This window comes from Simiduia sp. (genome assembly GCF_058345725.1).
This window is the reverse complement of sequence record NZ_JBTUOC010000062.1, coordinates 15238-30191: the sequence shown is the minus strand read 5'-3', so window position 1 is coordinate 30191 and position 14954 is coordinate 15238. Positions and strand designations below refer to the sequence as shown.

General features: G+C 58.1%; 6 protein-coding genes. 4 read left to right on the top strand and 2 right to left on the bottom strand.

Annotation, left to right across the window (positions count from 1 at the left end; translation table 11 throughout):
- Positions 1-1348 (bottom strand): glycoside hydrolase family 3 protein (locus ACW8F6_RS13565; RefSeq protein WP_491576414.1); only part of this gene is annotated, 1348 nt, incomplete at its 3' end.
- Positions 1349-2237: 889 nt separating this feature from the next.
- Here ACW8F6_RS13565 and ACW8F6_RS13560 point away from each other — a divergent pair.
- Entirely contained in the window at positions 2238-7865 is a 5628-nt protein-coding gene (locus ACW8F6_RS13560; protein WP_491576413.1) for a di-heme oxidoredictase family protein, read from the top strand.
- Between the two features lie 402 nt (positions 7866-8267).
- The gene (locus tag ACW8F6_RS13555) at positions 8268-10385 is read left to right on the top strand and encodes a carbohydrate-binding protein (protein ID WP_491576412.1); all 2118 of its coding nucleotides are present in this window, start codon (positions 8268-8270) and stop codon (positions 10383-10385) included.
- A 308-nt stretch (positions 10386-10693) separates the two neighbouring features.
- Here the strand turns inward: ACW8F6_RS13555 and ACW8F6_RS13550 are convergent, their stop codons facing one another.
- A complete protein-coding gene (locus ACW8F6_RS13550; protein WP_491576411.1) occupies positions 10694-12085 on the bottom strand; it encodes a GH1 family beta-glucosidase in 1392 nt (463 codons plus the stop codon).
- A 354-nt stretch (positions 12086-12439) separates the two neighbouring features.
- Here ACW8F6_RS13550 and ACW8F6_RS13545 point away from each other — a divergent pair, with 354 nt between their 5' ends.
- Both ACW8F6_RS13545 and ACW8F6_RS13540 read left to right on the top strand, forming a co-directional pair.
- The gene (locus tag ACW8F6_RS13545; RefSeq protein WP_491576410.1) at positions 12440-13765 is read left to right on the top strand and encodes a glycoside-pentoside-hexuronide (GPH):cation symporter; all 1326 of its coding nucleotides are present in this window, start codon (positions 12440-12442) and stop codon (positions 13763-13765) included.
- Positions 13766-13820: 55 nt separating this feature from the next.
- Positions 13821-14822, top strand: coding sequence for a LacI family DNA-binding transcriptional regulator (locus ACW8F6_RS13540; RefSeq protein ID WP_491576409.1), 1002 nt, complete (start codon positions 13821-13823; stop codon positions 14820-14822).
- The last annotated feature ends 132 nt before the right edge of the window (positions 14823-14954 follow it).

Below are 14954 nucleotides of genomic sequence, written 5' to 3'. Positions count from 1 at the left end.
GCACGCGGCTATTGGCTGCCAAGGGCAGCAGTTGCTGATGATTTTTTAATAAGACCACTGATTCGCGCACCGCTTGGCGCGCCACCGCGCGGTGGTCGTCGGCGCCGATCAATTCAGTTTTGGCCGCCAGCGGGTAGCTGGAGGGCTTGCCCTTTTCGAACAGACCGGCGCGCAGTTTTACGCGCAGAATACGGCGTACGGCATCGTCCAAACGCGCCTGAGAAATCCGCCCCTGCTCGACGTCGGCCAAGGTGTTGTCAAACAGTTCGCGCCAATTGCCATCGGGCGCCATAAACATATCGACGCCGGCATTGATTGCCGCAGGGCAGTGGGTGTCGGTACAGCCGGGCACAAAGGCGTGGCCTGCCCAGTCGCCCACTACAAAGCCGTCAAAACCCAACCGGCCCTTTAGGACGTCGGATAGCAGGTAGCGATGGCCGTGCAGCTTGTCGCCGTTCCAACTACTGAAGGACGCCATGACCACTTGAACGCCAGCTTTTATGGCGGCGTAGTAGCCGGGTGCGTGAATGGCCTCCAGTTCGGCCTCGGTCAGCTTCGCATCGCCGCGATCGACACCCTGATGGGTGCCGCCATCGGCGATAAAATGCTTGGCCGTGGCGATCACCTTGCCGGTGCCCAAAAATTCCGGCGTACCGCGTTTACCTTGCAGTCCCTCTACCATGGCGGTGGCGTACTGGGCCACCAGCTCGGGTGTTTCACTGTAGGATTCGTAGGTTCTACCCCAGCGGTCGTCGCGCGCGACTGCGAGGGTGGGGGCGAAGCTCCAGCTGATACCGGTGGCGGCCATTTCGCGCGCAGTCACGCTGCCAATGGCGTGCATTAATTGGGGGTTGTGCGTGGCACCCAGCGCAATGTTGTGGGGAAACAGGGTGGCGCCGATGACGTTGTTGTGACCGTGCACGGCATCCGTTCCCCAGAGCGCCGGAATTTTAACTGCGGCGTCGACGTCCATGGAGCCCTGGTAAAAGCCGTCTGCCAAATTAAGCCAATCACTAAGACTGGCGTATTTGTTTTGTTTTGGGAAAGAGCCACCGCCGTTGAGCACAGAGCCCAGGTAATAATTGCGCACCGCCTCGGGCGTTACGTGGCGAATTTCGGGCTGGATAAGTTGGCCCACTTTCTGGGCGCTGGTCATGCCGGCCAGCAAAGTCTCAATTCGGGCTTCCAGCGCGCCGTCGGGCGCGGGCGGGGGAATCTCCTGCCAAAGAGCCAGCCCCTGGGTTGCCGCCGCTTTGTGCTCTGATTCGCTGTTTTCTGGCGACGGGTTATCCGCCTCGCAGCCCAGTAACGCTACGCCGCACACCACGGCAGCCAGGGTCTTTTTCATAGCCAATTCTCTTTTTATCGTCCGAACTGAATTTGTGGGTTACCGATCAACCGCGCTGGCTCAGCACCCTGCCATCCGGGGCGGGTGCACTGGCTTTTCGTTGGTGCCGGCGCAGGCTACAACAAAGCGGCCATAATTAGTAGTCGTAATGACTATATGGTGTTTTGTGTATCTGCACAGGGTCCCTTAGGCGGTGGATCAGCGTGGGTCTAGATCTGTACTTTTTGAATTGTAAGCGCTTACATTCGGGTTGTAAACGCCAGTTTAGCCTATGGCGCGATACGCGCAGGTCGCCGCATTGGCCGTTGCTGTGCACAGCGATGCGTCCGGTGCCCCCAGCAGTCGGCACTAAGACTGGCGTCCCAAGTTGAGTTGCAGAGGCGAGTTCGGGCGTGAGCCAGCGCGACTTGGCTGCCAAATCAACAGGTTAACGCACAATGTTGCCGAATAATTTGGGCAAATCTGCGATTGGAAAAATGTTGTGTCGCTCGCAAAAGTTAGATTTCAGCTTGACCGGTCCAGGCGCTTGGCTTAATTTGTCATGGTTGTATGAAAGCGCTTACATTATTTTGCGGCGCAGGTTGTCGCGCGCCCGCGGTCGGTCGGATTCTCAGCCAGTGAGCGATGCGGAAAAGCGCACAGGCGTGTGCCACCTTGGTGAAGTCGCGCCAGTTAGGTCGCGCGTTTGGTCAGTGTTCATACGACAGGTAACAACCGTGCAAAAGGGTGTGTAGCAATTGGCAAAGGTGTGCTGCGTGCGTCGCTATAGGTGCGCGCTGACCTTGGTTGCGAAGTCACAGAAGTTTCCCCACGGATCGAAGGCGCGTTGGCGCAACGAGGTATCCGCGTTAGTGCTGCCCCATTGAATAAAAAAATATGGGTAAGAGCAATGAAAAAATTAACTATCAAGCGCTTGCGCGCGGCCCTGTCGTTGGGCGCGTCGGTGAGCGTCGCCCTGGGCCTAGCGCCCGCTTCTCTGGCCGATGTTAGCAATCCCGACATTGGCAATCTGTTATTTGAAGAGCAGTTCGACACGCTTAATCCCAGCGTCTGGAATGCCATCGAAGGCGATGGCTGTGCCATCGGCCTGTGCGGCTGGGGCAACCAGGAATTGCAGTGGTACAGCGCCAACAATCTGAGCATTGCCGAAGTACCGGGCGAGCCGGGCAATAAGGCGCTGGTGCTAGAGGCGCGCGCCGAGGCATCCAATGGGCGCAGCTTTACCTCTGGCAAAGTGGACAGCCACAACAACCTGGCCGTGCAGTACGGCATGATCGAAGTGCGCATGCGCGTGCCCGAGGTGGGCGTAGGCCTGTGGCCCGCGGCCTGGATGCTGGGTACCAGCACTGCCAGCTGGCCGGCTAAAGGCGAGATCGACATGATGGAAATGGGCCACCGCGAACAGGGCCGGGCCGATGCCGGCCACGCCGGTGCCGACATCAACAGCTACGTGGGCAGCAACGCGATTTTTTACGCCGAGGCGGCCTGTGTGCCGGAAAACCCCACCTGCGCGGCCATGACCGCTTGGCAGACCGACAACGCCTATGTGGCTGCCACGCCTTTGTCGAATCGATTTGTCACCTACCGCACCTATTGGACCGACAGCCAATTGCGCTTCACCGTGGTGGACAACGGTGTGGAGTACGACATGTACGATGCGCCCATCGACATCACCGAGGAATCCAGTGAATTACAGCAGCCATTTTACCTGCTGTTGAATTTGGCCGTGGGCGGCAATTTTACCGATGCCGCCAGCGCCGGTCAGGTGACGGCGCCGCTACCGGGCAAAATGTACGTGGACTATGTGCGCGTGTACGAGTTGAACGGGCAGGGGCAGGTGTTTACTGGCAATATCAACCCGCCGGAGGTGGGCACCTTTGGTGTCTTCACCGATACCACGCCCACCCACAACAAACTTGAAGCCGGGGTGAGTTCCGATATCTACATTTGGAATCAAGCCTCTGTCAGCGCCGGCACCGAAACCCCGGCCGAGGGCGACAATGTGATCGCCTGGCAATACACCACTCCGGGTCAGTGGTTCGGCGGCGGCATTCAAAGCCGGCAGGCGCGCGATCTCAGTAATTTTGCCGATGGCGTAATGAAGTTCAAAATAAAAATCCCCGCCGATGTAAGTTTTAAAATTGGTATTGCCGATACCTACACCAATGAAAATTGGCTGGAATTTCCCGCCTATGAAACCACTTACGGCCTGGTGCGCAACGGCGAATGGGCCGAGGCCAGCGTGCCGGTGGCAGACCTGCGCGGATCGCTGATTGCGCTGCAGTCGCTGGCGGGCATGTTTTACATCGCCAGTGTGGATGGTCAATTTCCCACGCAATCCTTTCAGTTTGCGATTGACGATATTCGCTGGGAGGGCGGCGGTGCCGCGCCACAAGACAGCGACGGCGACGGCGTAGCAGACACCCAGGATCAGTGCCCGAATACGCCCGCCAACACGCCGGTCAATGCCGCTGGCTGCCCGCTACCGGTTCAGGGTGAAGACCTGCAAATTGAAGCGGAAGATTACACCGCCTTCTACGACACCACGCCCGGCAATACCGGCGGCGCCTACCGCACCGACGATGTGGATATTGAAGTGAGTAGTGACGGCGGTTACAACGTCGGTTGGATCGCCGCCACCGAGTGGCTCGAATACAACGTCGACATGGCCGCCGGCACCTACCGGCTGACCACCCGCATTGCGTCGAACGTGGGCGGTGGTGCCTATACCATTGCGCTGGACGGCAGCAGTGTAGCCAGCGGCAATGTGCCTAACACCGGTGGCTGGCAAGTGTATGAAACCCACGATTTGGGCGAGGTTACCGTCAGTGGTGGCAGCCACACAGTGCGTGTGGATGTGAGCCAGGGCGATTTCAATTTGAACTGGATCAAGTGGCTGGCGGTGGACACCGACACCGACGGTGACGGCGTGCCCAATGACCAGGATCAATGCCCGAATACGCCGGCCGGCACCCAGGTGGACGCCGTGGGTTGCACCTGGGTGAACACCCAATCGGTCACCCTGCAGGCGGAAGATTACGTGGCCTATAGCGACAGCACGCCCGGCAATACCGGCGGCGCCTATCGCACCGACGATGTGGATCTGGAAGCGACCACCGACGCCGGCGGCGGCTTTAACTTGGGTTGGACCGAGGCCGGCGAGTGGCTGGAATACACGGTGTTTTTAAATGCCGGCACCTACGACGTCAGCGCGCGCGTGGCGTCCCAAAACGGCGGTGGCGCCTTCACCCTATCGGTTGCCGGCAGCTCGCTGGGGCGCACCAATGTGGCGGCAACCGGGGGCTGGCAAAACTGGCAGACGCTGGCAGCCGGTCAAGTGACGGTGGCCAGCGGCCAACACACACTGCGCCTGCAAGTGGATGCGCCCGGCTTTAATCTGAACTGGTTGCAGCTCAATGAAGTGACTGTGCAAGACAGCGACGGCGATGGCGTCAACGACAGTGCTGATCTGTGTCCAGACACAGCGCCGGGAACCTCAGTGGATGCCAGTGGCTGCCCGGTGAGCAGTGGTGTTTACGGCGTGGAGCAAATTGACAGCAACAGCCTGCGCTTTTTCGTTAACACCAGCGAATGGGCCGATTTGCACTACCGCGTGAACGGCGGCGGCCAAAGCAACGTGGCCATGGTGCAAGGTGGCGGCGTTAACCGCTATACGGTCACCGGCCTGAGCGCCGGCGATACCGTGAGCTACGACTTCACCTATTGGGACGCGGCCAACAATTACGCCGTGCAAACCGACGCCGATACAGTGACAGTGGGAAACGCGCAACCCGTTGACAGCGATGGCGACGGGGTGGCCGACAGTGACGATGCCTGCCCCAATACCCCTGCCGGCACGCCGGTGGATGCCAGTGGCTGCGCCGCGAGCAGTGAGCTGTACGGCATTGCCGAAACCGGCAGCAACAGCGTAAATTTTTTCGTCAACACGGCCGACTGGGCCATCGTGCACTACAACATCAACAACGATGACACCCAGAACGTCACTATGACCCAGTCGGGTGGCTCGAATAACCTGCCGCTTACCGGCTTGGCCGGCGGCGATGTGGTGAAATATTTTTTCACCTATTGGGATGCGGGCCTGGGCGGCGCCGTGGATACCCCCATTCAATTTCATACCTTGGGTGGTACGCCGCCGGTGGGTGACAGCGACGGCGACGGCGTCAACGATGACCTGGATCTGTGCCCCGGCACACCCGCGGGTAGCGTGGTGGACAGCGCCGGTTGTCCCGTGGATGTGACGCCCAACCACAACGAAGTGGGCGTGGCCTCGGCGCGCTTGGTGGGCGGCGTGGATTCGAGCCAGCCGGGCTTTACCCTGTATGTGTTCGACAATGATCAGGGCAGCGGCGGCAGCAATTGCACCGGCGGCTGCGCCGATAGCTGGCCGCCACTCTTGGTCACCGACGGCACGCCTTCCGGTGTGGGTGGCCTGGCGTCCATCGCGCGCGGCGACGGCAACCAGCAGGTCACCTACAACGGTCGGCCACTGTATTTCTATGCCGGCGACAATGCTGCAGGACAAACTAATGGCGACGGTGTGGGCGGTGTCTGGTGGGCAGTGCCCTTTGGCGCCAGCTTGGGCAACATCGTGCCCTTGTACAACGAACACACGGAACTCGAACCGCCTATTACCTACGACCGCGGCGATGCCTTGGTGACGCGCTTTTCCGATCGCGCCCGCGACCGACACGCCAAAGAAAATCACTTTCAGGCTTACGATCACTACCTGACGTTTTACTGGGAAGATCGCACGGCGGCCATTGAAATTGTCGACACTGTGGCCAAGGGCGGCAGCAGTATTCGCATGAATGTGGTGAGCCAAAATAAATTGGATGACACCGAGGCGGAAAATCGCTGGTGGTACATGGGCAACAACACCCTGGCCGAATACTGCGGCAACGGGGTGATGAATATGATCGACTTTACCCACTACTGGAAAGAGGAGAGTTGGAACTGCCGCGAGAACAGACCTATTCAGATTGGCGACAAACTGGAATTTGAAATCAGTCAGTTTTTAGATCCGGGCACCTTGCCGCGCGGGCGCTCCAATTATTACGGCACCACTTATTTGTACATTGTTGGCGAGGGCCTGGTGCCCTGGGACGTAACCGACAAGGTGGCCTTCCAGCCGGGCAAGACCTTCCAGCGCGATACGATTCCCGTGCCCGAGCACGCGCGCCTGGGCGGCGACACCACCTTGCACGTGCAAATGACCGCTGAACCCGATGGCCACTTTCAACAGATGGCCACCAATTTAGGTTTCGAAAACGGCCAGCCTTTTGTGCTCGGGCGGCGGGTACACCACACCTCCTTTGTGGATGGCAGCCACGACGAAAACCCGGAAAACGGTGTGTTTGATGGCATGCCTGGACTTGCTGGCCCGCACTATATCAATCAGCGTTGCGTAAGTTGCCACGAGCGCAATGGCCGCGCGCCGGTGGCGGATCTGAGCGAACCCCTGGACCGCTGGGTGTTTAAAGTGGGCGATGCCAACGGCAATCCGCATCCGGAACTAGGCGCAGTTTTGCAACCGCAGGCAAGCAATGGCGCCGTGAGCGAGGGCACGCCGTCGATCGCATTTTTTACGGAACAAAATGGCCTGCGCACCCCCCACTACCAGTTTACTGGCATCGTGCCCGACACTTTTTCTGCACGCATCGCGCCGCAGTTAAACGGCATTGGTTTACTGGAGGCTATTCCAGAGACGGCCATTCTGGCCCTGGCCGATGAACACGACAGCAATGGCGACGGTATTTCCGGTCGGCCGGCGCGGGTCATCGATCCGGTGACAGGCGAGACGCGCCTGGGGCGCTTTGGCTACAAGGCGGCCACCAGTTCGGTGAAACATCAAATTGCCGCGGCCTTTAATACCGACATGGGCGTGATGACTTCGGTGTTGCCGTCGCCCGATTGCGGGGCCAATCAAACCGATTGTGGCGCCACCGGCGCCGAGTTGGCCGACGCGCATTTGGATAATCTGGTGAAGTATGTGTCGCTGTTGGGCGTGCGCCCGCAACGCGATTACAACAGTGCCCAGGTGATTCAAGGCAAGACGGTGTTTGGCAACATCGGGTGCAGCGGCTGCCACACGGATACCTTCCAGACCAGCAGCCAACACCAGCTGGCGGAATTGCGCGACCAGACCATCCACCCCTACACCGATTTGTTGCTGCACGACATGGGGCCGGGGTTGGCCGATAACTTGGGCGAAGGCGAGGCCACCGGCGCCGAGTGGCGCACCGCACCGCTGTGGGGGCTGGGCTTGTCGGCCTGTGTGACTGGCGGTGTTGCCGGCCAGCGCGGTTGGGATGCCTTTGGCTTGGACGGCCACGAGTATTGCACGCCGAACCACAGCTACCTGCACGACGGCCGCGCGCGCACCATCGACGAGGCCATTCGCTGGCACGGCGGTGAAGGCGAGGCGAGCAAGCAGGCCTACAGTGCATTGAGCGAGAGCGATCGGTCGGCACTGCTGGCGTTTTTGCGTTCGCTTTAACCGCCCTCAACATCGCACGGGTTGGCGGTGTGGCCCCGAATACTTGCGCCCTGTGCGCCGGGGCCAAGTCGCGAAAAGCGGTAAGTTTCGCCTTGCCATAACGCGCGCTAAGCGCGCGCGGTTTGCGTGTGCGGCCCACTCACAGTGCCAACAATCGACGCTAAACACTCGGCGCCTTTGGGCGCCTTTTTTTTGGCGCTCGTTGGTACCCACGTGCGAAGCGCATGGGTAGGAGTGTGCTAATTCGATCGAGATTTACGCAAACGGTGGCTAATTTTTAGAGCGCAATCAGCAGGATCTTATATTTCCAATATTTATTGTCCGTATGACTTTAAGGTGGCATTAAAATGTGAAATAGTGGTGCGGCAAATCAGCACAATTCCCTCAATGGAGAAAATAATAATGATACGCAAATCTCTTTTTAGCGCGCTCGGTGACCGGTTACCCAGACGCGCAGCTGCCCGCAGCAAACGCTTGCCATTCGCGGCGGCGTTAATGCTTTTGGCCGGCAGCGCCTTGGCCGTTGAACCCCTGTCGGTCAGTGGCAATCAGGTATTGGCCGGCGGCCAACCGGCCAGCTTTGCAGGTAACAGTTTATTCTGGAGTAACAATGGCTGGGGCGGCGAAAAATATTACAATGCCGACGTGGTGGCATGGTTAAAATCAGACTGGCAATCGACGTTGGTGCGTGCCGCCATGGGCGTGGAAGATCCGGGCGGCTACCTGCAAGACCCCACCGGCAACCGGGCAAAAGTGAAAGCCGTGGTGGACGCGGCCATTGCCAACGATATGTATGTGATTATCGATTGGCACTCGCACAATGCCGAGCAGTACCAGAGCCAAGCCATTAGCTTCTTTCAAGATATGGCGCAAACTTACGGCAATCACCCGCACGTGATTTACGAAGTGTATAACGAACCCACCAGCCAATCCTGGTCCGGGCAGATCAAGCCCTACGCACAGGCGGTGGTAAATGCGATTCGCGCCATCGACCCAGACAACCTGATTATTGTGGGCACCCGCCAGTGGTCGCAGCGCGTGGACGAGGCCGCACTCGACCCGATCAGCGGTACAAATATCGCGTACACCCTGCACTTTTATGCGGGCAGCCATTTCGATGACTTGCGCGGTTGGGCGCAGACGGCGCTCAATAATAACGCGGCATTATTTGTGACCGAGTGGGGCACGGTGAATGCCAACGGCGATGGCGGTGTGAACCACGGCAATACCGATGCGTGGATGGATTTCTTGAAGCAAAATAATATCAGCCATGCCAACTGGTCGATTAACGATAAGGCCGAGGGCGCCTCGGCGCTGTTGCCCGGCGCCAGCGCCAACGGCGGCTGGACCAGTCTCACGGAATCGGGCACCAAGGTACGCGATATAGTGCGCAACTGGGGCGGCGGCACGCCACCGCCGCCCGGCTGCTCGCGGGTGAGCGTTCCGGGAGTGATCCAGGCGGAAAGCTATTGCGCCATGGACGGTGTGCAAGTGGAGGCGACCACCGATCAGGGCGGCGGCAGCAACATTGGCTATGTGGATGCCGGTGATTGGCTGAGCTACGACGTCACCGTGCCCGCTGCGGGCGACTACACAGTGACCTACCGAGTGGCCAGTAAGTTGGGCGGCGGCAGTATTCGACTAGAGCAGGCCAGCGGCGCGCCGGTGTTCGGCACTCTGGCAGTGCCGGCCACGGGCGGCTGGCAAAGCTGGCAAGACATCAAACACACAGTGAGCTTGAATGCGGGCGAGCAGTCGATTGCCGTGGCAGCACCGGCCGGCGGTTGGAACCTGAACTGGTTTCGCATTGACGCCGCCAACGATTGCGGCAGCCAATGCCCCACCACCGAAAAACTGGAGGCGGAAAATTACAGTGCCATGTCCGGCGTGCAGTTAGAGGCAACCACCGATGTGGGCGGCGGTCAAAATGTGGGTTGGATAGATGCCGGCGATTGGATGCGCTACGCAGTAAATTTGCCCAGCAGTGGCAGCTATCGGTTGGACTACCGGCTCGCCAGTACGCAAAGCGGCGCCGCTTTTCGGCTGGAAACAGCCACCGGTCAGGTTGTGGATACCGTGCAGGTGCCTAACACCGGCGGCTGGCAATCGTGGCAAACGGTGAGCCGCAGTGTCGCCTTGTCCGCCGGACAACAAGCGCTAACACTGGTGGTGGAAAACGGCCCATTTAATATTAATTGGTTGAGCTTCACACCTGGCGATTGTACCGATTGTCACGAGCCCGATAGCGATGGCGACGGCGTGCCCGACAGCATCGATCAGTGTCCCGCCACACCTGCGGGTACAGCCGTCGATACCAACGGTTGCCCAGTCAATACGTCAAGCTGCGCCGGGGCGCCCGAGTACCCTAACTGGACCACGCCGGACTATAGCGGCGGCCCCAACACGCACTTGGAGGCGGGCGAAGAAATGCAACACGCCGGCAAATTATACCGAGCTAACTGGTACACCAATTCGGTACCCGGCAGTGACGCCTCTTGGCATTTTGTCAAAGACTGTTAACGTTTGTGTGGCGCAAGCGCGGTGTTGTTGCGACGATGCGCTGGCGCCACACCATTGGACGAGTTAAACCGCCGGCCAATTTTGGGGCGTTGCCTTTGACCTGCACCTGCTCCTGGACATGAATGAAAGCGAGTATCGAGACTAACGGGTTGTCTTGAAGTGGGGGCAAGTGGCGCGCCCAGTGACAAGCCGGCGTAACCACACCGGCCGCTGCTTTGACTAAGCTGGCGTGCAAGCTGTAGGTTTTCGCGTGCCAGTGCGACGGTCTATTTTCCTGCTGGAGGTCACGAGACGTCACACAACTTCTGTTAAATTTGTTGTGGTAGTGCCGAGGTGCGGGTCTGGGAGGCGCTGTTCTGCTCCGCCTGTCGATTGCCGATAAGTTCGGCAAAAGCGCGGCCGCTGGCTTTAATGATTCTCTGCTGGTTGGCGTAATCCACATAAACAATGCCAAAGCGCTTTTCGTACCCGAGCGCCCACTCAAAATTGTCCATTAGACTCCAGGCAAAATAACCGCGTACATCAACACCGGCACAGACCGCTTCGTGCACGGCTAGCAGGTGCGTTTGGAAATAGTCGAGCCGCGCTGTGTCGTGAACGGCGCCGTCGTTTAATTGGTCTACCATGGCGGCGCCATTTTCTGTTATGTAAATGGGCGGCAGCTTGGGGTAGCGATGATGCAAGCGAATCAGCAAATCCGTTAGCCCCTGTGGGTAAACTTCCCAGCCCATGTCGGTAAGCCGCGCACCGGCGGGAATCGATTCGGCAAATCCCTGCTCGACATCTGCGTGAAAAATACCGCGCGTATAGTAATTCAAGCCCAGGTAATCCAAGGGCTGATTAATCAACGCCATGTCGCCATCTTCGATGGGTGGCTGCGCGCTGGTGGGAATGTGGGCCAGTGCGCGCTCGGGATAGCGGCCGTTAAGCAGGGGCTCGGCATACCACTGAAATAAAAAATCGTCGGCCAGGGCGGCGGCCTCCCTGTCCGCCTCCGAATCACTGCGCGGGTAGGTGGGGCTCATATTGAGCACGATCCCGTTGAGGCTGTTTGGACTTTGTTTAGCGAGTACTTGCATGGCCAAACCGTGTGCCAGCAGCAAATGGTGTGCGGCGGCACGCCCGGCTTTCAGATCGCTAATGCCGGGGGCGTGAATACCCTTTTCGTAGCCCAAATAGGCGCTGCAAAAGGGTTCGTTTAAGGTGGCATAGGAGTAAACGCGATCGCCAAAGGCGCGGCTGACAGCCTCAACATAGGCCTGAAATTGATAGGCTGTGGCGCGATTTTGCCAGCCGCCGGCATCTTCCAGGTGCTGGGGCAAGTCCCAGTGATAGAGCGTTACGAAGGCCTTGATTTGTTTTTCCGCCAAGCGATCGAGCAGCTGTAGGTAAAAGTTCATGCCCTCTGCGTTAACACTGCCGTCGGCGTGCATAACCCGAGGCCAGGACACTGAAAAGCGATAGGCGTCTACGTTTAATTGTTCGATTAAATCCAAATCCTGTTCCCAGAGGTGATAGTGATCGCAGGCTATCTGGCCGTTGGAACCGTCGCTGATGCTGCCGGGTAGGTCGCAAAAGGTATCCCAAATACAGGGTAGCCGCCGATCGGCAGCGCCCTCTATCTGAAAGGCGGCTGTTGCTACGCCGTAGGTAAAACGGGTGGCAGACAGAGGCGACTGGGCCGGCAGGGAAATTTTCATGGTCACAAACGTTAACTCTTGGCTAGCAGTGCGTTGAGGATCGGTGATTGCGCTGTCTGGCAATCGCCCCGTCCGCCCTGATCGACGTACGATACAGGGGCTTAGTTGATCTTTTATATGAAAGCGCTTACATTTAGGTTAGGTGTTTGGCTTTAAAAGGTCAACCCCAAAGTGTCTGCCGCCGGAATGGTGGTGTAATAGGCTAGCGTTTGCGCGCAGAGTTTCTGTGCAGTCTTGCCCAGTGCGCGCGCTAAAACGACCTGAGAGTAAGCGATAGAAGCAGTAGGCAAGGCCCCGTGAATTGCCTTAGGATGGGCCAAACAATAATGATCATGAATGTGCAATGAGGGCGTTATGCTGAAAATCCGTGAAAAGGTGGCCTATGGGCTGGGCGACACGGCGAGTAATATCATTTTTCAAACTGTGATGTTATTTTTGACCTATTTTTACACGGATATTTTTGGCATTTCGCCGGCGGTTGTTGGCACCATGTTTTTGGTGGTGCGAATTTTCGACGCCGTAACCGACCCGCTAATGGGTGGAATTGCCGATCGCACCCAGACCCGCTGGGGTAAATTTCGACCTTACTTGCTGTGGTTGGCGCTGCCCTTTGGCGCCATCAGCGTCTTGGCATTCACGACGCCGTCGCTGTCTCCAAACGGCAAAATTATTTATGCCTTTGTAACCTACGGCCTGTTAATGCTGGCCTATACCGCCATCAATATTCCCTATTCTGCCTTGGGCGGCGTGCTCACAGACAAGCCACAAGAGCGCGTGTCGGTGCAGTCTTACCGATTTGTATTTGGCATGCTGGGCGGGCTGTTGGTGACAGCCTGCACCCTGCCGCTGGTGAATTATTTTGGCCAGGGCGACCAGGCCTTGGGCTACCAGCTCACCATTGCGGCTATGAGCGTGTTGGGTGTGATCTTGTTTTTACTGTGCTTTGCCGGCACCCGCGAGCGCGTGGAACCGCCGCCGCAGCAGCAGACGACTATTCGCGCGGATCTGGCGAGCCTGTGGCAGAACGACCAGTGGCGAGTGTTGTGCCTGGCGGCGCTGGTACTGCTGACGGGTATGGTGGTGCGCAATACCCTGGCAATTTACTACGTGAAGTACTTTCTCGACCGAGAAGATTGGGTCACCGCGTTTATGACCCTGGGTATGGTGGGCAATATTATCGGCTGTGCCCTGGCGCAACCGCTGGCCAAGCGCGTCTGTAAAGTGAAGGCCTATATAGCGCTGCAGTTGATTGCCGCCGGCATTTGCGCGCTCAGCTTTTTCGTAGGTTCAGATCAGTTTTACCTGGCCTGCGGTATGTATTTTGTCTGGTGCCTGTTTTTGCAAATGGCCACGCCACTGCTTTGGGCCAAGATGGCGGACGTGGTGGACTACGGCCACTGGAAGACCGGCATTCGCATAACCGGCATGGTATATTCCTCCATCGTCTTTTTTATCAAAATGGGATTGGCTGTTGGTGGCGCGCTGGCGGGCTGGCTGTTGGCTTGGTACGGCTACGAGGCCAATACCGAGTTGAGCGCAGACACATTGGAGGGCCTGCTGCTTTCGTTTACAGTGGTGCCCGCGCTGGCATCGGTACTGGTGGCCGTGATTATGCGCTGGTATACGCTTGACCAGCAGAAAGTCGAAACACTACAAGCGCAGCTGAAACTGGCGGCCTAACACTTGATGACAGCGCCAGGGTTGGCGCCCGTACGAGCCACGTTGAAGGACAGGTATGGTCACAATTTATGATGTTTCCGAGCTGGCGGGCGTATCGTTAGCAACGGTGTCTCGGGTGATGAATAACAATGCCCGGGTTAGCGATAAAACCAAGCAAAAAGTGCTCAGTGCCATGGAGCAGCTGGGTTACCGACCCAGTGCCATCGCGAAGGGCTTGGCCTCAAACCGCTCCAACAGCGTGGGCGTGCTGATCTCTGAGTTACACGGCCCCTTTTACGGCATGATGATGAGTGCCATCGAAACCGAGCTCAGAAAATACGACATCCACTCTATTTTTGCGGCGGGTCATAGCGATGCCGCCAAGGAGGAGGACGCCGTTAATTTTCTGTTGAGCCGGCGCTGCGATGCGTTGATTTTGTATGTGGAGTCCGTCAGCGACGCCTATCTTACCGAGCTCAATCAGCGCGGAACCCCCATAGTCGTGCTGGGGCGCAATATCAAAAAACTGAAAGACCAGTGTATTAATTTGGACAACGAACAGGGCGGTTATCTGGCTGCCAAATATCTGCTGGAGGCCGGCCATAGAAAAATCGCCTATATTTCCGGCCCGCTTTGGAAGCACGACACCCAAGAGCGCTTGGCCGGCCACAAGCGCGCTCTGGCGGAGTACAAGGTTAAATTTAACGAAAAACTTTTCTACGAGGGCGACTTTCAGGAAGAGGGCGGCGTCAATGGCTTGAACCATCTGCTGGCGGGGCGCTCACACTTTACTGCCGTTGCCTGTGGCAATGACGAAATGGCCGCAGGTGCCATGGCCGCCGCCCGAGAGGCGGGGCTTGCGCTACCCGACCAGCTGTCCATCGTGGGCTTCGACAATGTGGCCTACTCGCGGTTTGTACACCCCAAGTTGTGCACGGTGAACTACCCGGTTAGAGATATGGCCGAAATGGCAACTCATTGGGTGTTGCGCCATGTCTACGACAACCCGCGCTTTACCATCGAAAATACATTTACGCCTGAAATGGTGGTGCGCCAATCCGTTAAAAAGCTGGATTGATTGCCCCTGGCCGCACCACCTAAGTCCACCGCTCGCGAGCGCATAGGCCCGGACTTCATAGCACTGGCGAGCCTGGATTCGACGATCATGGCGCGCAAACGGTGCTGATTGCCCATCTGAGGTAGTGTGCTT

Bases quoted from the DNA above. Each gene is read 5' to 3' on its own strand.
- ACW8F6_RS13560 (WP_491576413.1), top strand. From the start codon at position 2,238: ATGAAAAAATTAACTATCAAGCGCTTGCGCGCGGCCCTGTCGTTGGGC.
- ACW8F6_RS13555 (WP_491576412.1), top strand. From the start codon at position 8,268: ATGATACGCAAATCTCTTTTTAGCGCGCTCGGTGACCGGTTACCCAGA.
- ACW8F6_RS13550 (WP_491576411.1), bottom strand. From the start codon at position 12,085: ATGAAAATTTCCCTGCCGGCCCAGTCGCCTCTGTCTGCCACCCGTTTT.
- ACW8F6_RS13545 (WP_491576410.1), top strand. From the start codon at position 12,440: ATGCTGAAAATCCGTGAAAAGGTGGCCTATGGGCTGGGCGACACGGCG.
- ACW8F6_RS13540 (WP_491576409.1), top strand. From the start codon at position 13,821: ATGGTCACAATTTATGATGTTTCCGAGCTGGCGGGCGTATCGTTAGCA.